This window comes from Promicromonospora sp. NPDC060204 (assembly GCF_042728455.1).
In the GTDB taxonomy this organism is placed as follows: Bacteria; Actinomycetota; Actinomycetes; order Actinomycetales; family Cellulomonadaceae; genus Promicromonospora.
This window is the reverse complement of sequence record NZ_JBHWZO010000100.1, coordinates 1-20,396: the sequence shown is the minus strand read 5'-3', so window position 1 is coordinate 20,396 and position 20,396 is coordinate 1. Positions and strand designations below refer to the sequence as shown.

General features: G+C 74.7%; 17 protein-coding genes. 2 read left to right on the top strand and 15 right to left on the bottom strand.

Annotation, left to right across the window (positions count from 1 at the left end; translation table 11 throughout):
- Positions 1–69: 69 nt before the first annotated feature.
- The 5 genes from ACFWEJ_RS14495 to ACFWEJ_RS14475 form a co-directional block, all read right to left on the bottom strand.
- Positions 70–906 carry a glycosyltransferase gene (locus ACFWEJ_RS14495; RefSeq protein WP_377229904.1) on the bottom strand — a complete coding sequence of 279 codons (837 nt, stop codon included), beginning with the start codon at positions 904–906 and terminating at the stop codon, positions 70–72.
- Positions 903–1,802: a glycosyltransferase family 2 protein gene (locus tag ACFWEJ_RS14490; RefSeq protein WP_377229903.1), complete on the bottom strand. Its 900-nt coding sequence runs from the start codon at positions 1,800–1,802 to the stop codon at positions 903–905. Before ACFWEJ_RS14490 ends, ACFWEJ_RS14495 begins: the two co-directional genes overlap by 4 nt.
- Positions 1,802–2,455, bottom strand: coding sequence for a polysaccharide deacetylase family protein (locus ACFWEJ_RS14485; protein WP_377229902.1), 654 nt, complete (start codon positions 2,453–2,455; stop codon positions 1,802–1,804). Before ACFWEJ_RS14485 ends, ACFWEJ_RS14490 begins: the two co-directional genes overlap by 1 nt.
- 84 nt (positions 2,456–2,539) lie before the next feature.
- Positions 2,540–3,853 carry an O-antigen ligase family protein gene (locus tag ACFWEJ_RS14480; RefSeq protein WP_377229901.1) on the bottom strand — a complete coding sequence of 438 codons (1,314 nt, stop codon included), beginning with the start codon at positions 3,851–3,853 and terminating at the stop codon, positions 2,540–2,542.
- Positions 3,850–4,788, bottom strand: a complete 939-nt coding sequence (locus tag ACFWEJ_RS14475; protein ID WP_377229900.1) for a hypothetical protein — start codon at positions 4,786–4,788, stop codon at positions 3,850–3,852. The genes ACFWEJ_RS14480 and ACFWEJ_RS14475 overlap by 4 nt, the downstream gene beginning before the upstream one ends.
- A gap of 125 nt (positions 4,789–4,913) precedes the next feature.
- Between ACFWEJ_RS14475 and ACFWEJ_RS14470 the strand changes: the two genes are divergently transcribed.
- On the top strand, positions 4,914–5,546 hold the full coding sequence (locus tag ACFWEJ_RS14470; protein ID WP_377229899.1) for a hypothetical protein: 633 nt from the start codon (positions 4,914–4,916) through the stop codon (positions 5,544–5,546).
- A 16-nt stretch (positions 5,547–5,562) separates the two neighbouring features.
- Here ACFWEJ_RS14470 and ACFWEJ_RS14465 read toward each other — a convergent pair whose 3' ends face one another.
- The 10 genes from ACFWEJ_RS14465 to ACFWEJ_RS14420 form a co-directional block, all read right to left on the bottom strand.
- Complete coding sequence (locus ACFWEJ_RS14465; RefSeq protein ID WP_377229898.1) at positions 5,563–6,780, bottom strand: glycosyltransferase family 1 protein; 1,218 nt, start codon at positions 6,778–6,780, stop codon at positions 5,563–5,565.
- A gap of 55 nt (positions 6,781–6,835) precedes the next feature.
- Positions 6,836–8,035: a glycosyltransferase family 2 protein gene (locus ACFWEJ_RS14460; RefSeq protein ID WP_377229897.1), complete on the bottom strand. Its 1,200-nt coding sequence runs from the start codon at positions 8,033–8,035 to the stop codon at positions 6,836–6,838.
- Positions 8,032–9,213, bottom strand: coding sequence for a DegT/DnrJ/EryC1/StrS family aminotransferase (locus tag ACFWEJ_RS14455; protein ID WP_377229896.1), 1,182 nt, complete (start codon positions 9,211–9,213; stop codon positions 8,032–8,034). Before ACFWEJ_RS14455 ends, ACFWEJ_RS14460 begins: the two co-directional genes overlap by 4 nt.
- A complete protein-coding gene (locus tag ACFWEJ_RS14450; RefSeq protein WP_377229895.1) occupies positions 9,210–10,787 on the bottom strand; it encodes an oligosaccharide flippase family protein in 1,578 nt (525 codons plus the stop codon). Before ACFWEJ_RS14450 ends, ACFWEJ_RS14455 begins: the two co-directional genes overlap by 4 nt.
- A complete protein-coding gene (locus ACFWEJ_RS14445) occupies positions 10,784–11,833 on the bottom strand; it encodes a glycosyltransferase family 2 protein (protein ID WP_377229894.1) in 1,050 nt (349 codons plus the stop codon). Before ACFWEJ_RS14445 ends, ACFWEJ_RS14450 begins: the two co-directional genes overlap by 4 nt.
- Entirely contained in the window at positions 11,830–12,474 is a 645-nt protein-coding gene (locus ACFWEJ_RS14440; RefSeq protein WP_377229893.1) for an acetyltransferase, read from the bottom strand. The genes ACFWEJ_RS14445 and ACFWEJ_RS14440 overlap by 4 nt, the downstream gene beginning before the upstream one ends.
- A 1-nt stretch (position 12,475) precedes the next feature.
- The gene (locus tag ACFWEJ_RS14435; RefSeq protein ID WP_377229892.1) at positions 12,476–13,630 is read right to left on the bottom strand and encodes a DegT/DnrJ/EryC1/StrS family aminotransferase; all 1,155 of its coding nucleotides are present in this window, start codon (positions 13,628–13,630) and stop codon (positions 12,476–12,478) included.
- Positions 13,627–14,685 (bottom strand): dTDP-glucose 4,6-dehydratase, encoded by a 1,059-nt coding sequence (locus tag ACFWEJ_RS14430; RefSeq protein ID WP_377229891.1) that lies wholly within the window; start codon positions 14,683–14,685, stop codon positions 13,627–13,629. Before ACFWEJ_RS14430 ends, ACFWEJ_RS14435 begins: the two co-directional genes overlap by 4 nt.
- On the bottom strand, positions 14,682–15,776 hold the full coding sequence (locus tag ACFWEJ_RS14425) for a Gfo/Idh/MocA family protein (RefSeq protein ID WP_377229890.1): 1,095 nt from the start codon (positions 15,774–15,776) through the stop codon (positions 14,682–14,684). The genes ACFWEJ_RS14430 and ACFWEJ_RS14425 overlap by 4 nt, the downstream gene beginning before the upstream one ends.
- 200 nt (positions 15,777–15,976) lie before the next feature.
- Positions 15,977–17,200, bottom strand: coding sequence for a glycosyltransferase family 4 protein (locus tag ACFWEJ_RS14420; protein WP_377229889.1), 1,224 nt, complete (start codon positions 17,198–17,200; stop codon positions 15,977–15,979).
- A gap of 330 nt (positions 17,201–17,530) precedes the next feature.
- On the opposite strand from ACFWEJ_RS14420, the gene ACFWEJ_RS14415 reads away from it, so the two are divergent.
- Positions 17,531–20,266 carry a UvrD-helicase domain-containing protein gene (locus ACFWEJ_RS14415; RefSeq protein WP_377229888.1) on the top strand — a complete coding sequence of 912 codons (2,736 nt, stop codon included), beginning with the start codon at positions 17,531–17,533 and terminating at the stop codon, positions 20,264–20,266.
- The last annotated feature ends 130 nt before the right edge of the window (positions 20,267–20,396 follow it).

The window sequence follows — 20,396 nt, the reverse complement described above, 5'->3', positions numbered from 1 at the left end:
GGGTTTCTCCTCTTTGCGGCCCTCGAAAGAGGAGAAACCCGGGCCTCGAAGGGGATGCCGGGTCGCCCGTCAGACCCGCGAGCTCGCGTCCCGCTCCCACGTGGTGAAGTCGCCCGCGCGCACTGCCGAGCGGGCGCGCAGCCGCCCGGCCAGCACCACACCGAGGAACACGGGCACCTTGGGCGCCAGGCCCGGCCGTTCCCGGACCACCCGCCAGAGGTCGCCGAGCGAGGTCCGTGCCTCGGCCCCGCGCAGGCCCGCGCGGTCCGCCTGGACGTTCCCGGTGGTCACCCGCGCCCGGCGGCGCACCAGGTCGCGCAGCGTGCGCGCCGGGTGCACGACGACGGCGACGTCCGCCACCACGACGCGCTCGTGCGGGGCGAACGCCTCGGACAGCACCAGGTCGTCGGCCATCACCTGGGGCAGCGCGGCGATCCGGCCGGCGGCCGCCCGGGACACGGCCAGCACCCCGCGCCCGAACAGGCCCGAGCGCACGGTGGGCAGCGCCTCCCAGACGTCGTAGTACCAGCGCGCCAGCAGTGTCACCCCGGTGCGGGGCATGGTGCGCGACGGCGCCGCCACGGCGGCGCCCCCGGGGCCCACCGCGGCCGCGAGCCGGGCCACGCCGTCCGCCGTGATCTCGACGTCGGCGTCCAGGTAGACCCGCGGGAACGCGACGGCCACCCGGTCGGCCGCCCGCAGCGCGCGGGCCTTGGAGGGCTCGGGCAGGTCGAGGACGGTCACGGGATACCGGGCGGCCACGGCCGCCGTCCCGTCGGTGCACCCGTTGCAGGCCACCACGACCTCCAGCAGCCCCGGGTCGGCGCACAGCGCGTCCAGGAGGCGGGCGATCGTGCGCTCCTCGTCGTGCGCGGGCACGACGACGGACGCCACCGGCCCTCTCATCGCGGCAGCACCTCGTCGCTCGCGCCGAGCGCCGCCGGGCGCCGCGCCGGGCGGACCAGGGCCCGCAGCGTGGGCCACGACGCGCCGTGGCCCAGCAGGCCGCGCCGGAGCTCCACGAGCAGGGTCGCCCCGTAGTACATCCACGCCGCGCGGGTGCCGCGCCGGCGCCGGATCAGGCGCACCCGGTTCAGCATCAGCATGGTGTGCGTCTCGTGGCTCGTGCCCGAGCCGCCGCCGATGTGCATGGCGCCCGCCGTCGGCGTGTAGAGGGAGCGCCAGCCGCGGTCCCGCGCGCGGAGCGCGAAGTCCGTCTCCTCGGAGTAGAGGAAGAACGACTCGTCGAACCCGCCCAGGGCGTCGAAGCACGCCCGGTCCACGAGCCAGATCGCGCCGACCGCCCAGTCCACCAGGTGCTCGGTCGCGTAGGCCCGCGGGTCCTCGATCCGCTCGGCGAAGGCCGGCAGGCGCGTGAAGCTCAGCCCGCCCGCCCGGGCCACGGTGGGCGTGCGGCGCAGCGTCGGGGACAGGCTCCCGTCCGCCTCCCGCGTGCGCGGCACGACGATGCCGACCCCGCGCCGCCGCAGCACGTCCAGCATCCGCGGGACGGAGTCGGCGTCGAGCTCCACGTCCGGGTTGAGCACGAGGATGGCGGCCGACTCCGGCGAGTACCGCACCGCCTTGTTCATCCCCGCCCCGTAGCCGTCGTTGACGCTCTCCACGACGGAGCAGTCGCCCCGGCGCCGCAGCAGCGTGAGCGTCTCGTCCGTGGACCCGTTGTCGACCACCACAGTGGTGTACGGGACGTCGCCGAAGGCCGCCGGCAGGCTGTCGAGCAGGGCGTCGATGTGCCGGGCGCTGTTGTAGGTCACGACCACCGCGGCGACCTCGGCCCCCATCAGCGCAGCCCCTTGACGAACGTGCGGGCCCGGTCCGCCGCGCGGACCGTGTAGCGGTCCCCGTGCCGCAGCCAGGCGGCGACGTCGTCGGCCGTGTCGGTCGCGCGGAGGCTGAACCGGGCCTGCCGCCAGGACTCCGGCCGGGCCAGCGCCCGGTCGCTGGTGTAGACCCGCGTGTAGCCCAGCTTCCGCAGGGCGGTCAGGGTGGTCCGGTCGTAGCGGCCCAGCGGGCAGGCCGCGGTGCGCACCGGCTCCTCCAGGACGTCCTCCAGGCGCTCGCGGGCCAGGACGAGCTCCTCGCGCAGCTCCGGCGGGCGCAGCCGGCGCCAGACCCGGTGGTGCATGCCGTGCGAGCCGACGCCCATCCCGGACCGGCGCAGCGCGCGCACGTCCCCGGCGGACAGCGAGCCCGCGTGGCCCAGGCGGCCGGCGATGACGAAGAAGTCGGCCACCCGCCCGCGCTCGACCAGCTCCGGGAGCGCCACGTCGACGTCGGAGGCGTTGCCGTCGTCGAGGCTGAGCCGCACGTCCGGCCGGACGGCGACCACGTCGAGCACGCGCCGGAACGTGTCGGTGCCGATCCAGTAGGCGGCCTCCTCGGCCGGGGCGTCGTGCGGCGGCGTCCCGATGCCGTGAAAGCAGAGATTGATCATTTGTTCATCGTGAACGACGGCAATCCGCTGCGGAATGCATTCCCGGGTGATTCTCCGGGTGATTCTCGGCGTATCTCCGCAGGGCTATGCCCGGGCGCGCAGGGAACCCGCGACACCGACCAGGAGAAAGAGCGCGCCCATCGTCATCGGGAACGCGAAGGCGTCGAAGAAGAGCAGGCTGACGAACCCGACGACCACCGAGGCCGTGAGGGCCAGGGCGAGGTCGTAGGTCCGGGCGTCGGTGCCCGCGGCGCGCCTGCGGACCCGCATCAGCACCCGGACCGTGGCCGCGCCGATGCCGAGGAACAGGACGGTGCCCACCAGCCCGACGGTCACCAGCAGCAGGAGGTACTGGTTGTCGAAGATCCGGTAGGTGGGCAGGAACGTGCCCAGGCCGCGCCCGAACAGGGGGTCGCGCGCGATGAACTCGCCCGCCAGGTCGAACGAGCCGGTCCGGGAGGTGACGCTCGGGTCCTCGGACGCGCCGGTGAACAGGCCCAGGATCGAGGACAGCATGCCCGGCGCGACCACCAGGCCCGCCAGGGCGCCGACGGCGGTCACGCCGAGCATGATCTTGCGCCGGGAGCCCTTCCAGCCCAGGAGCAGGATGACCAGGCCGATGGCGGCGCCCACGTAGGCGGACCGGGAGCCGGACAGGGGCACCAGCACGAGCGTCGCCGCCGCGGGTGCCCACCGCACCAGCGGCCTGCGCTCGGTGTGCTCGAAGCCGACGTGCAGGGTCAGCGGCAGCAGCATGGTCACGAGCACGCCGTACTCGATCGCGTGGGTCGCGGTGCCCTGCGGCCGGATCAGGCCGTTGCGCTCGCCGAGCTCGTAGGGCGCCGTGAGGGTCAGGCCCGGCAGAGCGAGCCGGTCCACGAGCAGCTCGCCGAGCACGAACTGCGCCAGCCCGAGCACGGCCAGGGCTCCGCTCGCCAGCGCCAGCCGCCACACGAGCACGTCGCGCCGGGCGGTCGAGGTGATGCCGTCGTGCGCCAGCAGGAGCACGCCGGACCAGGCGAGCAGCGCCAGGATCGCGACGTCGGCAGGGCTCATCTCGTTGGACACGACGGGCCGGGACATGGCGATGACGTACGTGACCCCGACGCTGAACAGGAACAGGGCGAGCGAGACCCGGATCAGCCGGGGCCCGCTCAGCCTCGGGCGGGCGGCCCCGACGCCGGTGAGCACCCACAGCAGCAGGCTGGCGAGGCCGACGACCATCGACGGCGCGCCCGCGCTGCCGAGCGGCCCGATCACCAGCTTGGAGGGGATGACGAACAGGAGGAGCAGGTAGACCGAGAGCCAGGTGACGACGTCGGGTCGCAGCCTCCGCCGCGGCACCGGCCGCGGCGGCGAGGCGTGCCGCCGGTCGGCGGCAGGCCGGGTCTGGGTCACCGGGACTCCGCGGAGGACGCCCGGGCGGACGCGTCGTCCCTGCGGCGGTCACGCGCGTCGAGCGGGAGGTTGGGCCAGGACGGCAGGGCCCGGTCGTCCGCCGGCCGGCCCGGCGGCGGCTGCACCGACGGCGGCCGCACGGCGGGCAGCCGCACGGTCGCCGGCTTGGCCGGCTTGGCGGTGGGCGACCCCGGGTCGGCCGGCTGGGCGTCGGCCTTGGCGTCGGGGTTCGGCCCGGCGGGCTTCGGCCCCGCTGCGGACGTCGCGGCCGCCGGCGCGGCCGGGTCCGAGCCGGCCGGGTCCGTGGGGTCCGCCGGAGCGGCCTGCCGGCGCCCCCGCGTCCGGCTGCGGACCAGCCCGTCGACGGCGACGGACGCGACCACGGTCGCCACGAGCCCGAGACCCCCGGCGGCGATGACCATGCGCACCGTGCCGCTGTTGTCGGTCTTGGCCCGCTCGTCCTTGGCGAGGACCAGCGTCGAGACGACGGTGTTCTTCGGCGCGTCGACCTCCTCCTGGAGGCGCTCCAGCTCGACCGGGATCGACGAGGTGAGCAGCTCCAGGGTCTCGATGGTGGCCGCGGGGCTGACGTCGGTCACGTCGACCGAGATCACCGGGCCGCGCGTCGACTCCTCGATGGCCACGACGTACTCGGCGTCGGCCGAGCCCGAGCTGAACCGCTCCTTGGCCACGTCGCTCTCGTAGTACGCGACCACCACGCGGGCGGGCAGGTCGAGCCCGCCGAGGGCGAGGAACGGGTTGCCGCCCTCGCCGACCACCTGCTCGGACGGCACCAGCAGGACCAGGGCGCGCGCGGTGTAGACCGGCGGCTCGACGGTGCTCGCGCCGTAGACGAGGCCGGCGGTCGCGAGCAGGCCGACGACGGTGACGATCCACCGGCGGCCCAAAGCTGCAATCACGTCGAGGAATGACATTTGTTCACCCTTTCCGGGCGTATCACGCCGCGCTCGACAAAGGTATCGTGCCGAGGGCGGGTAAAGGAACGAGTCGCGGAACTCCGACGCGAATTTCGCCCGCTCCAGGAAATCGCGGAGAAGCTATGACGTTGTGGGACCTGATACGTGCGGCGCTCCGGCGCTGGCCCGTCCTGCTCGCGGGGGCCGTGGCCACGCTCGGGCTCGTGTACACCACCACGCTGGACGACGGCGTGTACTGGAGCCGTACCCAGGTCGTGTTCCTCGCGCCCGCGAGCAAGGCCTACCCCAACGCGCTGCGCACCACGTCCGAGGACCTGATCATCACGGCCGGCGCGGTCGCCAAGGCCGTGTCCGGGCCCGACAAGGTCACCAAGTACGCCTCGCCCGACGCGACCCTGGTGGGCGAGGGGACGCGCGACGGCTGGTCGATCCGGCTGCCCGACACGGGCGGCCAGTGGGCCCCCAACTTCGCGGAGCAGGTGCTGTACGTCGAGGTCGTCGCGGCCACCGCCGAGGAGGTCGCGGCCCGGCAGGACGAGATCGTCGCGCAGATCGCCGACGAGCTGGACCGCCTGCAGCGCGACGCCGGGGTGGTCCCCGTCAACGACATCACCGTGACGGTCGCCCCGGAGTCCCTGGTCGTGCACCAGGTGGGGGGCTCGACCATCCGGGCCGCCGGGATGGCGGGCCTGCTCGGCGCGAGCGCCACGTTCGCGCTCATCGCCGTGCTCGAGACGCGCGCCCGGCGCCGCTGACCCGGGCCGCCGGCTGTCAGCCGTGCGCCGCGCCACGGACCTCGTCCTCCACGATGCGGGCCACGGCCTCCTGCGCCGGGCCCCAGGACCGGCCTACGACGCTCGCGGCGGCCTTGGCCGCGTACGCGGCGGCGTCGGGCCGCTCGACGGCGGCGGCGAGCCCGGCGGCGATCCCCGCCGCCGTCGGCTCGGCCCACCCCACGTACGGGTTGGGCAGGTCGGCGCGCGCCAGCGGTGAGTCGTTGACGACGGGCACGACGCCGGCGGCCAGCATCTCCTCGGCCACCAGCGAGATGTTGGTGAACGACATCGCCAGCCCCGCCACGACCCGCCCGTACAGGGCGTTGAGCTCCGCCGGCGTGAGGCGGCCGTGGTACGTCACCGGGAACGTCAGGTCCGCCGGGCGCGAGCCGTAGACGTGGATCTCCTGCTCGGGGTGCGCGCGGTGGAAGCGTTCGAGGGCGAGGCGGGCGAGCAGGTAGCCCCGGCGCCCGACGTCGGGCTTCGCGTAGAGCACCACCCCGGACCGGGGCACCTCGACCTCGGGGAGCCGGTACGTGTCGGTGTCGCAGCCGAACGGCACCACGTCGCTGGTCTGCCCCAGCTCGGCCGTGAGACAGCCGGCCACCATGTCGCCGAGCGCGATGCGCCGGAACGGGAAGCGGTACGTCATCGCGGCCAGCTCGTACTCGGACCCGCGCGGGTAGAAGTAGGGCTCGTAGTCCTGGATGAAGTACAGGCGCCGGGTGGGCCGCGGGGTGCGGGCCACGATGACGTGCGCGGACTCCCACGACGACGCCACCACGGCGTCCATGCCGGTGATGCCCGCGCGCGCGTCCCGCACCTCGGCGCGCACGCCGGGCCAGCCGTGCCGCAGCTCGGCGGTCCGCTGCTCGACGTCCAGCCCGTGCCGGTCGTAGAGGAACACGACGCACTTGTGCCCGCGCGCCTCCAGGCCCTCGACCATCCGGAACAGCGTGGTGTGGCCGCCGGAGCCCGCCGCGGGCGGCGACGTCACCCAGCCCACGGTCAGCGGGCGGTCGCCGGGCACGGGCTCCGGCGTCGGGAGCGTCTCGGGGACGTCGTCCGCGATGTCCGCGGCGTCGAGCTGGAAGCCGAGCGACGCGGCGTCCGTGCTGCGGTAGGCGCGCGCGGCGACGCGCTGGGCCAGCCCGCGCGCGCCCACGCGGCGCAGGCGGCGTAGCCGCGCGGTGGCCTTGGTCAGCCGGTTCATCGGTGGTCCCCCTCGTGGTTCACGGGCGCGGTCTCGGGCGTGTCGTCGGGCGCGGTCACAGGCCGGACGTGGCCCAGCGCAGGTACATCAGCTCGGTCCGGGCCCGGCGGGTGATCCGGCGGACGACGGCGCCGTACCCGGCCCGTCCCGTCCGCCCGGCCCGCGCCGCCCGGCGCGCGATCCGCGCGGCAGAGGGCCACTCCCGCGAGCCCGGCCAGACCTCGGTCGCGAGCTCCAGGTAGGGCGCCGGCGAATCCGCCCGGTCGGCGGCGGCCGCGGCGTACCGCAGGGCGTCCTGGGCGAGCGCGGAGCGTGCCCGGTCGTGCAGCCCGTGCGCGCCGGTGAGCCGCTCGCCGACGTTCGCGAACAGCCGGTCGTACGCGTCGGCCCGGGCGCGCAGGTCGAGCAGCGCGCCGGAGCCCTCGTTCACGCTCAGGCTCCCCGCGTGCTCGCGGTGCAGCGCCTGGTCGGCGCCGCCCACGTACGCGACGTCGCCGACGGCGGCGAGGCGCAGCCACATCTCGACGTCCATCGTGAACCTGAGGTGCGGGTCCAGCGGGCCGACGTCCTTGAGCAGGTCGGACCGCATGACCACCTCGGGGGAGGTGATGCAGCTGACGCCGGTGCGGCACCGCTCCGCCAGCCACGCGCGGCCGTCCCACACGGTCCAGGACAGCTCGCCGAGCGCCGGGACGGGCGGCGTGCCGTCGTCGAAGTGCTGTGGGTGGCCGTAGACCAGCCCGACCTCCGGGTGCTGCTCCAGCAGCGCCGTCGCCCGCGCGAGCGCGCCGGGCGGCAGCATGTCGTCGGCGTCGAGCCGCACCACGAACTCGCCCGTGCTGTGCTCCCAGCCGCGGTTGAACGACTCGACCTGGCCCAGGTTGCGCTCGTTGGCCAGCACCGTCACGCCCGGGTGCTCGGCCGCCAGGGCGCGCGCGACGGCGAGGCTGTCGTCCGTGGAGGCGTCGTCGACGACGACCACCTCGACGTCGACCCCCTCCTGCGTCACCAGGCTGCCCACCGTCTGCGGCAGGAACCGGCCGTAGTCGTAGCACGGCACCACCACCGAGACCCGGGGCCGCAGCTGCGGGGCCGACGGCGGCTGCCGCCGGAACGACCGGGGCGCCAGGGGTGACCGGACCCACGAGCCGAGCGTGCCCACGACCCGGGCGCCGATGCCCGGCCCGCCCGTGGCGTCCCGGTCCACCCGGGCGCGCCACGCCACGGCGGCGCGGTCGAGCGCCCCGGTACTCATCGGGCCACCCCCGCAGGTGCGGCCCGCCCGGTCACGGCGGCGCGCAGCGTGCGCACCACGTGCTCCTGCTGGTCGGCGGTGATCCCCGGGAACATCGGCAGCGAGAGGATCTGGCCGGCGTCTGCCTCGGCCCGCGGGGCGGTGCCGGGGCGGAAGCCCAGGTGCGCCGTCGCGGGCAGGAGGTGGACCGGGGCGGGGTAGTGGATGCCGTGCCCGATCCCGGCGGCCGACAGCGCCGCGGACACCGCGGGCCGGTTCGGCGTCCGCACCACGTACAGGTGCCACACGTGCGTGGCCCCCGGCAGCTCGCGCGGCGCCACGAGCTCCGGCACGTCCCGGAACGCGTCGGCGAGCAGGGCCCCGTACCGGGCCGCGGCCTCCGAGCGCTGCAGGTTCCACGCGTCGAGCCGGGTCAGCTTGGCCGACAGCACGGCGGCCTGGAGGGAGTCGAGGCGCGAGTTGGCCCCCACCTCCAGGTGCTCGTAGCGGTGGACACCGCCGTGGTTGCGCAGGCGGCGGGCCCGCTCGGCCACCTCGTCGGACGACGTCAGCACCGCGCCGCCGTCGCCGAACGCGCCCAGGTTCTTGCCCGGGTAGAAGCTGGTCGCGGCCACGTCGCCCGCCCCGCCGGAGCGGAACCCGTCCCGGCTCGCGCCCTGGGACTGCGCCGCGTCCTCGACCAGGAGGACGTCGGGGCCCACCAGCTCGCGGAGCTGCGTCACCGGCGCCATCTGGCCGTACAGGTGCACGCCGACGACGGCCCGGGTGCGCGCCGACAGCCGGCCGGCCACGTCCTCGGGGTCCAGCAGGAAGTCGTCGTCGACGTCGGCGGGCACCAGCAGGGCGCCGCAGCGCAGCACCGCCTCCGCCGTCGCGAAGAACGTGTTGGCCGGGACGATCACCTCGTCGCCCGGGCCGATCCCGGCCGCCCGCAGGCCGATCTCCAGGGCGTCCGTGCCGTTGCCCACCCCGACGGCGTGGTGCGCCCCGCTGTAGGCGGCGAACTCGCGCTCGAACCGCTCGACGTCCGGCCCCAGCACGAACCCGGACGTGCGCAGGATGTCGTCCCAGCGCTCGCGGACGTCGCTCTCGACCTCGGCGGTCTGGGCGCCCAGGTCCAGGAAGGGCACGGGCTCCCGCGGCGGCGCGGGGGTGGTGGCGGTCGTGGTCTCGGTCATCGCGTCGTTCCTCTCGGTGGGGCAGCCGGGACGGCGTCCGGCAGAAGTTCCAGTGCGTCGGCCGGTGTCCCGGCGAGCGCGGCGTCGGGCACGGCGTCGGGCACGGCGTCCGGCACCGTGTCAGGCGCGGCGTCCGCCGCGTCGTCCGGACCGTCGAGGGCCGTGCGGGCGGCGCGCCAGCGCGGCCGCACCCAGGCGACCGTGGCCGCCGCGTAGAGCGCGAAGGTGACCGCCCCGGCGAGAAGGCCGCCGAGCAGCGGGTTCTCGACCCGGTCGGCGACCAGCAGGCCCGCGGCCACGGCGCCCGCCCCGGCGAGGCCCGGCACGGCCAGCGCCCAGGTCAGCGCGCCGACCTCGTCCCGCGACCGGCGCAGCAGCACCAGGTAGGCGGGCACCAGCACGCCCACGGAGACGGCGGCCTGCGCGACGGCGACGCCGATGCTCCCGGCCGCCCGCGCGCCGAGCACGACGGCGGGGACCAGGGCCACGAGCCAGACCACCTGCACCGCGAGGACGCCGCGCGAGCGGCCCAGGGCGTAGAGGTAGCCGGCCAGCACGTCCGAGACGACGCGCACGGCGCCGACCACGGCCAGCGGCACCAGGATCTGCGCGGCCGGTTCCCACCGGGCGCCGTAGACGAGCACGACCACGGGGTGGGCCAGCGCGGCGAGCATGGCCGCCGCCAGCACGACGGCCCACCAGACGGGCCCGAGCAGCGGCACGAGCGCGGCGCGGGCGCGCTCGCGCACCTGGGAGAAGGCGGGCAGCGTGACCGACCGCAGGGCCTGGCCCACCAGCGTCATGGGCCACGTCGAGATGTTCGCGGCGAGCACGTAGAACCCGAGCTCGACGGCGCCGGCCAGGTTGCCGAGCACCACGCGGTCGACCGACAGCAGCACCCAGGACAGCAGGTTCGCCGCCGCGACGGGCAGGCCGAACGCGAGCACCGACCGGGCGACGGTCCGGTCCCACGAGAGGCGGAGCCTGCTCCGGGTGAGCCAGAACTGCACGGCCACGCCGCAGGCCTGGCCGACGACCCGGCCCACGGCCAGGCCGACCAGACCGTAGCCGAGCACGGCCAGCACGAGGGTCACCACGGCGCCCACGCCGAAGTCGACGGCGTTGGAGCGGAACAGCCCCTGCTGGTCGAGCTTCCGCTGGAGCGTGGCGAACGGGACGACGCCGACCCCGGCCAGCAGGAACGTCGCGGCCAGGATCGCGATGGGTCCGGCCGCGCCGGGGCCGCCCATCGCGGAGGCGAGCGCGGGCGCGGACAGCGCGGTGACCAGGGTGAGCGTGCCGCCGGTGACCAGGCCGAGCACCGCGACGGGGCCGGTGCGCCGCTCGAAGTCGGGGCTGCGCACGAGGTCGGCGCTCAGGCCCAGGTCCGCCAGGGCCATGACCACGCTCTGCACCGTCAGGGCGATCGCGTACAGGCCGAACTCCTCGGGCGACACGATGCGGGCGATGACGATGCCCAGGCCGAGGTTGCCCAGCCGCACCACGACCGTGCCGGTGGTGCTCCAGCGCAGGGCGTTGCCGACGCGGCCGCTCAGGGTGGCGCCCTTGCTCATGTCCCGAACCTCGCGAGGAGCTGGCCGCGGACCTTCCAGCGCAGCGACTCGACGGCCTCGACGCCGAGCCGCGACCGGTGCTCGGCGCGCCCGGCCAGCCGGGCCCACTGCCAGGCCGGCGACCGGACGACGGCGGGGTCGGCCTCGCGGGCGAGCCGCAGGAGCTGCGCGCGGTGCTCGGCGCCGTCGGGCCCCGGGGGCAGCAGCGTGGAGGCGAGCACCACCTCGCGCGCGACGGCGGCGTCGGCCCGCGCGCGCAGGCGGTCGGGGCGGCGCAGCAGGTGCCCGTCCTCGCGGAAGAACAGGTCGAACGTCTCGAGCACGGAGCGCCAGTTGTCGAGGTTCCCGCCGAACTGGACGTTGTGCATGTTCGCGTCGTGCTGCCGGTAGTAGGCCTGGACCGGCCCGTTGACGCGGCCGATCCGGCCGCGCGCAGCGGCCTGGAGCCACATGTACATGTCCGCGGCCTGCGGCAGCGCAGCCACGTAGCCGCCGATCGCGTCGTAGACGGACCGACGCATCACCACCTCGGGGTTGGTCGGGATGTTCCGCCCGCGGCGGGCGACGTGGCCCACCCACTGCTCGCCCTCCCAGACGGTCCACCAGCTCCGGGCCGGCGTGAACGCGGGCGGCACGCCGTCGAAGTCGGTCACGAGGCCGTACACGAGCGAGATCCGCCGGTCGTGCTCCAGCAGGGCGGCGGCGCGGGCCAGCGCGCCGGGCGCGAGAGCGTCGTCGGCCGACAGGAGCACCACGTAGTCGCCGTTGGCCCGGCCGAGCCCGTCGTTGTACGTGCGGATGTGCCGCATGTTCTGCTCGTGCTCGACCAGCGTCACGCGCGGGTCCGACGCGGCGATCTCGCGCGCGACGGCGACGCTCCCGTCGGTCGAGGTGTCGTCGACCACGATCACCTCGACGTCCACGCCCTCCTGGGCGAGCACGGAGCCGACGGAGGTCGGGAGGTACTGCCCGTAGTTGTAGTGCGGCACCACGACCGAGACGAGCGGGCGCGTGCGCAGGGGGAGCGGGGCCCGGACCGTGGTCATCGCGCCACCTCCCGGACCAGCCGCCGCGCCGGCACGCCGGCCCAGGTCTCGCCGTCGGGCACGTCGGTCAGGACCACGGCCCCCATACCGACCACGGCGCCCGCGCCGATCCGGACGCCGGGGTGTACCGCGGCGTTCATGCCCAGGTAGGCGGCCCGGCCCACGTGCACGCCCCCGCCGAGGGAGACCCCGGCGGCGAGCGTCGCGAAGTCGTCCAGCACGCAGTCGTGCGTGACCGTCACCCCGGGCATCGCGACCACGTGCGCGCCGAGCACGGCGTCCGCGGTGATCGTGACGCCGGCCAGCAGCACCGAACCCTCGCCGACGGGGCAGCCGGCGGGGTTGCGCACCGAGGGGTCGACGACGCGCGCGTACGCGGCCCGCGGGTCCAGCCGCGCGTGGACTGCGGCGCGGGTGCGGCTCGGGCCGACGCACAGCAGCAGCCGGGCGCCGGGATGCTCCGCGGCGGCGCTCACCGGCCCCAGCACCGGCGCCCCGCCGAGGGTGGGCGGCAGGTCGGCGTGGCGGTCGTCGAGCACGCCGAGCACCTCGTGCCCGGCCTCGGCGGCGACGGGAAGCACCTCGCGGGCCAGCCCGCTCGCCCCCACCAGCAGCAGCGGCCCGCCCCAGCTCGCCGCCACCTCACTGCCCCCCGTACCCGCGGAGCACCTCGACCACGCGGCCCAGCTCGGCGTCCGTCATCTGGTGGAACAGCGGCAGGATCAGCGTGCGGTCCGTGAGCCGCTCGGTCACGGGCAGCGGCACGTGGCCGCGGTCCGCGTGGGCCGGCTGCCGATGCGCGGCCATGATGCCGCGGCGCGCCGAGATGCCCGCCGAGGCGAGCGCCAGCAGCAGCCCCTCCCGGTCCAGGCGGTACCCGGGCAGCACCTCGACCCACAGCGACTGCACGTTGGCGCGGCCCCAGGCCGGGTCCTCGACGAGGCGCAGGCCGGGCACGCCGGCCAGCGCCTCGCGGTAGCGGGCGGCGAGCTCACGCCGCCGGGCCACGATCTCGGGGAGGCGGCCGAGCTGCACCAGGCCGACGGCGGCCTGCAGGTCGGTCATCCGGAAGTTGAACCCGACCTCGTCGTACTCCTCCGGCGGGGAGACGAGGGACGCGTGCCGGTCCGCCGCGGAGACGCTCATGGCGTGCTCGCGCAGGCGCCGCGCGCGGGCGGCCCAGTCCGGGCGGCTGGTGGTGATCATCCCGCCCTCGCCGGTGGTCAGGATCTTGCGCGGGTGGAAGGACCAGGCGGCGATCTCGGCGCCCGCCCCGACCGGGCGGTCGCGGTAGGTCGAGCCGGCGCCGCACGCGGCGTCCTCGATCACGACGATGCCGAGCGGGTCGCACAGCTCGCGGATCGCGGCCAGGTCGACCGGCACGCCCGCCTGGTCCACGGCGATCACCGCGCGGGTGGCGGGCGTGAGGGCGGCGGCCACCGTCTCGGCGGTGAGGTTGCCGGTGGCGGCGTCCACGTCCGCGAAGACGGGGCGCGCGCCGACGTAGGTGGGGGCGTTCGCGGTGGCGACGAACGAGAACGACGGCACCACGACGTCATCGTCCGGCCGGATGCCGGCGACGACCAGGGCGAGGTGCAGCGCCGTGGTGCAGCTCGACGTCGCGACGGCCGCGCGGGCGCGCATCGCGTCCGCGAACGCCGCCTCGAAGGCGGCGACCCGCGGACCCTGGGCCACCCAGCCGGACTCGATCACCTCGGTGACCGCGGCGACCTCCTCCGGGCCGAGCCACGGCTTCATGACGTCGACGCGGTGCAGGCCCTCCTCCACGGCGGTCATGCGACCACCCCCGCGGGGGCCGTGGTGGCGCTCGCAGGCGCCACCCAGTTGCGGTCCTCGATGCGGCTCAGCATCTCCTGCGGGCTCTCTGGCCGGCTCTTGAACCAGTCGACCAGGTCGGCGACCCCCTGCTCGAAGGTGGTCCGCGGCTGGAACCCGGTCAGCTCCCGGACCAGCGTGTTGTCCACCAGCAGGCGCCGCACGTCGCCCGGGCGGGCCTCCAGCCGCTCCGGCTCGAGGTCGGGCCGCCCGGCGAGCCGGGCGACCGTGGTCACCAGCTCGTTGATCGTCACCTCGGCGCCGGAGCCGACGTTCACGGTGCTGCCCACGGCGGCGTCGCACTCCGCGATGTCGGCCAGGCCCCGCGCGGTGTCGCTGACGTGCAGGAAGTCGCGCGTCTGCTCGCCGTCGCCGTAGACGAAGGCGGGCAGGCCGCACAGGGCGCGCACGATCGTGCGCGGCAGCACCTCGCCGCTGTCGCCCTCGAAGTGGCTGCGCGGGCCGAAGGTGTTGAACGGCCGGACCACCACGACGGGCATGCCGTGGGTGCGGAACGCGGCGCGCGCGTACGCCTCCCCGGCGAGCTTGGACCCGCCGTAGACCGTCTCGGGCCAGGTCGGGTGCCGCTCGTCCATCGGGGCGTACTGCGCGGTGCCGAACACCTCGCTGGAGCTCACGTGCACGAACCGGCCGACGCCCGCGGCGCGGGCCCGTTCGAGCAGCTCCAGCGTGGCGGTCGCGTTGACCTCGTGGTTCTCCCGCGGGTCGTGCAGGCTGTGCCGCACCCCCAGGCAGGCCAGGTGGAAGACGACGTCCGCGTCGTCGACCAGCGCGAGCGCGGCCTCGCTGCGGATGTCGTCGGCGACGAGGCGCACGGTGCCGTGCCCGTCGGTGTCCTCCAGGTGGTGGGCCAGGTTCTCGCGCCGGCCGTTGACCAGGTTGTCCACCACGGTGACCGACGCCGCGCCCCGGCGCACCAGCTCGTCGACCAGGTGGCTGCCGATGAATCCGGCGCCGCCCGTGACCAGCACGCGCGTCCCCTTCAGCGCGCTCATGCGGCCGCTCCGTTCCCGGTGGGACCGCCCGCGAGCACCGGCGTGCGTGCACCGGTCTCGATCCGGGTCACGCCGCCGCCCGTGGCGAGGCTGCGGTCCGCGGCCTCCAGCACGTCGAGCACGCGCAGTCCCGCGGCGCCGTCGGTCAGGGCCGGGCGCTCGCCCTGGATCGCCTCGGCGAGCTCGCCCACCATCGACCCGAGGGCCTCGCGCTCCTCCAGCGCGGGCGACCAGGTGTCGCCCAGGCGGTAGGAGATCGTGGCGGCCCGGCGCTCCAGGCTGTCGAATGCCTGGGTCTCCAGGTCGACGCCGCGGTCGTAGACGCTGATCCGCTGCTGCGGGTTCAGGTCGTCCCACACGAGCGTGCGGCGCGACCCGCCGATCGTCATCCGCCGCACCTTGGTGGGGCTGAGCCAGTTCACGTGCACGCTCGCCACGGCACCGCCCGGCAGGGGCAGCACCAGGTAGCCCACGCAGGACTTGCCCGCGCCGATCGGGTCGGCGCCGTGCGCCGCCACCGACTCGGGCCGCAGCCCGCCGGGCAGGATGTGGTCGAGGACCGACAGGTCGTGCGGCGCCAGGTCCCAGAACACGTCGACGTCGGGCTGGACCAGGCCGAGGTTGATGCGCACGGAGTCGATGTAGAGGATGTCGCCCAGGTCGCCGCCCGCCACGAGCTCGCGGATCTTCCGGACCGCGGGCGTGTAGCAGTAGGTGTGGTCGGTCATCAGCACCAGGCCGCGGGCCTGCGCCTCGGCGACCATCTCGGCGGCGGCCGCCGCGTGGTCCGCGATCGGCTTCTCGACGACCACGTGCTTGCCGGCGCGCAGCGCGGCCAGGGCGATCGCGTGGTGCGTCCGCGCGGGCGTGGCGATGGCCACCGCGTCCACGTCGTCCCGGGCGAGCAGCGCGTCGAGCGACGTCTCGACGTCGGCCCGGCCGTTCGCACGGGCCACCCGCGTGGCGCGGTCCGCGTCGAGGTCGCAGACGGCGGCCAGCTCCCAGCGGTCGGACGCCGCGAAGTTGCGTGCCAGGTTGGGTCCCCAGTAGCCGGCGCCCACCACGGCCGCCCGCAAGAGTCTCTGGTCCATGCTGCCTTCTTCCGGTATCAGCTCGGATCGGCCTGGAGTGTTGTCATCCTGGCTTCGATCAATGTACGTCCCGGCCTCGCGGCGAACTGGCCGAGGCCTTTCGAAATCACCCGTGGTAGACGTTTATTCACCCGGAGCGTGTTTCACCCAGGGGTGAAAGAGAAATGCGCGAGGCGCGCCGGAAACGCCGCGACGTGCATTCATCCGCGCTTCTCGGACAATGCGCGCGCGTGGCCCGTCACCGTGTCGAACACCCGCACGTAGGTCTCCGCCTGCCGGCGCCAGGACAGCTCGCCCTCGATCCGGGCGCGCCCGGCCAGGCCCATCCGCCGGGCGCGGTCGGGGTCGTCGAGGATCTCGAGGATCGCGTCGCCGAACGCCGCGGCGTCGCTCCCGGCGACGTACCGCCCCGCGTCGCCCGCGCTGCGGCGGGTCTCGGTCAGGTCGGTCGCCACGACGGGCAGCTCGTGCGCCATGTACTCGAGGGTCTTGTTCATGGTGGAGCGGTCGTTGAACTCGCTCGGCGGGTCGGGCGTGACGCCCAGGTCCGCGCTGGACAGCCACCGGCCGATGGCCTCGTGGTCGACCCGGCCGGTGAAGTGCACCCAGAGGTCCAGGCCGCGGCGCGTGCAGTCCGCGCGCAGCTCCTCCAGCGCGTCACCGAAGCCGAGCAGCGCGAAGCGCACGTCGGTGCGGCCGCGCACGCGCACCACGTGCTCGATGGCGGCCAGCAGCCGGTCCACGCCGTCCTGCGAGCCCATGATCCCCACGTAGCAGACGAGGTGCTTGCCCAGGTCACGGGCCCCCGGTTCGGGGTCGCCCTTGCGCATCAGGTCGGCGTCGGGCGTGCTGAGCACCACCGAGCTGCGGCTCAGGTCGACCTTGCCGCGCTCCAGCGCGATCTGCCGGTACGAGCCGTTCGTCGAGATCACGTGGTCGGCCGTGCGGTACGTCGCGCGCTCCAGGAGCAGCAGCGCCCGGTACAGCAGGTCCTGCCGGCCGAACTTGGCCAGGTACACCTCGGGGCACAGGTCGTGCTGGTCGTAGACGAAGCGCACCCCGCGGCGCAGGCGCCAGAGCAGGGCGAGCAGCCAGTAGGTGTCCGGCGGGTTGCACGCCTGGATCACCTGGAACGGCGCGTCGCGGTGCACGCGGCCCGAGGCCCGCGCCGTCCGCCACCAGCAGACGAGGAACTCGCGGACGTAGCCCATGACGCCGCGGGAGTCCGGGGGCGGGGCGTACGAGTAGACCGTCGTCTCGTCCACCTGGAACCGGGCGGGCTCGTCGGGGTTCTCCTGCGGGCAGACGACGCTCACGCGGTACCCGGCGTCCGTCAGCGCGCGGCACTCGGACCGGACCCGGCGGTCGATCCTGAACGGCAGGTTCTGGATGATGACCAGAACGTGTGGAGCGGCGGAATGCATGAGGAAAGTCTTGCCCCCACAGCGCGCGCCAGAAAGCCGGGGAGCGGGTGAACACGGCGATTCACCCGCGGCGCCGGGTGATATCCCGGGCGCGGAACATCACCCGAACATCACCCCGGCCGGCGGTTGATATCCGGAGCCTTTTGCGGATGAGTGCAGGAACGTCGCACAAAACCGTTCCCGGTATTTCATCCGGTGGTTCGGCGGGCCTTTCGGCACTCCTCGCGGATGATCTCCACGACCGTCTGGGTGGGGCGCGGGGCCCCGGGGTCGCCGGTCCGCCGCGCGGCCCGTCGGCAGTGTCGGTGAGCCCGCCTAGGCTTAGGGGCGATGACTTCCCTCTTCGACAGCCTCTCCCTGCCCGGCCTCGACCCGGCGGCGCCGGGTGACGAGGCGCGCCTGCCGCGCACCGCCCCGCGGTGGGACGACGGCGGGGGCGACACCGACCCCGGCGAGGCGGCCGTGCCCGCTGAGCCGGACTGGCTGGCGGGCCTGCCGCACGAGTCGGAGGCGCCGCGCGCCCGCGGGGCCTACGCGCACCTCGACCCCGACGAGCTGCTGGACGGGCTCAACCCGGAGCAGCGGGCTGCCGTGATCCACGAGGGCGGGCAGCTGCTCATCGTGGCGGGCGCCGGGTCGGGCAAGACGCGGGTGCTCACGCACCGCATCGCCTACCTGCTGGCCACGGGCCGGGCACGGGCGGGCGAGATCCTGGCGATCACGTTCACCAACAAGGCCGCGGCCGAGATGCGCGAGCGTGTCGAGGGCCTGGTGGGCCCGGCCGCGAACCGCATGTGGGTGTCCACGTTCCACTCGGCGTGCGTGCGCATCCTGCGCCGGGAGGCGACCACGCTCGGGCTGCGGTCGAGCTTCAGCATCTACGACGCCGCGGACAGCCAGCGCCTCATCACGCTGGTGACGCGCGAGCTCAACCTCGACCCCAAGAAGTACCCGGCGCGCGGGCTGTCGAACAAGATCAGCGACCTGAAGAACGAGCTGGTCGACCCGGAGACCTACGCGCGGCAGGCCGTGGCGTACGCGGAGCAGGAGGCGCAGGCGGAGGCCGCGTCCGCCGCCGGGGGCGGCATCCGGCGCCCGTGGGGCGGGCAGTCGGCCGACGAGCGCAACACCACGACGCCCAAGTTCGACCAGGTCCTGGCCGACGTCTACACCCGGTACCAGGCGCGCCTGGCCCAGGCGAACGCCCTGGACTTCGACGACATCATCATGACCACGGTGAACCTGCTCCAGGCGTTCCCGAACGTCGCGGAGCACTACCGCCGCCGGTTCCGGCACATCATGGTCGACGAGTACCAGGACACCAACCACGCGCAGTACACGCTGGTCCGGGAGCTCGCGGGGGTGGGCGCGGACGACGACTCGGGTCTCGACCCGGCCGAGCTCACGGTGGTGGGCGACTCCGACCAGTCCATCTACGCGTTCCGCGGCGCCACCATCCGCAACATCCTGGAGTTCGAGAAGGACTACCCGGACGCCACCACGATCCTGCTGGAGCAGAACTACCGCTCCACGCAGAACATCCTGAGCGCCGCCAACGCGGTGATCTCCCGCAACGCGGGCCGCACGCCCAAGCGCCTGTGGACCGACTCGGGCGCCGGGGCCAAGATCGTGGGCTACGTCGCGGACGACGAGCACCAGGAGGCCCGGTTCGTCGCCGACGAGATCGACAAGCTCGGCGACAGCGACGGCGTGCGCCCCGGCGACGTCGCGATCTTCTACCGCACCAACGCGCAGTCGCGTGCGCTGGAGGAGGTGCTGGTCCGCGTCGGCCTGCCGTACAAGGTGGTCGGCGGCACGCGGTTCTACGAGCGCCGCGAGGTCAAGGACGCCGTCGCCTACCTGCGCGCGCTGGCCAACGAGGACGACGACGTGAACCTGCGCCGCATCCTCAACGTGCCCAAGCGCGGGCTCGGCGACCGCGCGGAGTCGCTCGTGGCGTCGTTCGCCGAGCGCGAGCGCACCTCGTTCGGCGCCGCCCTGGAGCGGGCCGACGAGATCCCCGGCATGACCAACCGCTCGCTCAAGCCGCTGCTCGCCTTCCGGGACCTCATGCGCGAGCTGCGCGGCCTGGTCGACGACGGCGCCGCGCCGGCCGTGGTGCTCGGCGCGGTGCTCGACCGCACCGGCTACCTCGCCGAGCTGCGCGCGAGCGAGGACCCGCAGGACGAGGGCCGCGTCGAGAACCTGGCCGAGCTGCACGCCGTCGCCGTCGACTTCGGCGAGACCGACCCGGAGGGCTCGCTCGCGGACTTCCTGGAGCGGGTCTCGCTGGTCGCCGACAGCGACCAGATCCCCGACGAGGACGTGGCCGACGGCGCGGCGGAGGAGGCGCCGAAGGAGAACCAGGGCGTCGTCACGCTCATGACGCTGCACACGGCCAAGGGCCTGGAGTTCCCGGTCGTCTTCCTCACCGGCATGGAGGACGGCACGTTCCCGCACATGCGCTCGCTGCACGACGACAGCGAGCTCGCCGAGGAGCGCCGCCTCGCCTACGTGGGCATCACGCGGGCGCGCGAGCGGCTCTACATCACGCGGTCGTCGGTGCGCGCGGCCTTCGGCATGGCCAACGAGTTCCCGGAGAGCCGGTTCCTGCAGGAGGTCCCCGAGGAGCTGTGGGACTGGCGGCGGCGCGAGTCGTCGACGGCCGCGATCCGTGCGGGCCGGGGTGGCTGGAGCGGCGGGTACGGTTCCGGCGGCTACGGCTCCGGCGGGCGCTCGGGTTCCGGCGGGCGCGGCTCGGGCTCGGGCTCCTCGTGGTCCTCGGGCCGGTCGGGATCCTCGAAGACCGGCACCACGTCGTCGTCGGGCGGCAGCCAGGCCAACCCGTTCTCCCCGCAGAAGAAGGCGGGCGCCACGGGCGGGTTCGGCGGCATCAACGTGCAGAAGGACATCCCCAGCCTGGAGATCGGCGACCGCGTGACTCACGACTCCTACGGCCTGGGCACCGTCGTGGACGTCGAGGCGAACGCCGTGGTCAAGATCGACTTCGGCACCAACGGGACCAAGCGCATCGCACTGAAGTACACGGCGGTCACGAAGCTCTGAGCCGTCGGGCCCCGACTGCTGGCCCGACGGCTGGCGGGGCTGCTGGCGCGACCGCCGGCCCGACGGCTGGCGCGACCGCTGGAGCGGCTGCGCCAGCCGCGCCCTCCTCCTCCCCTTTGAGGCCCAGGTT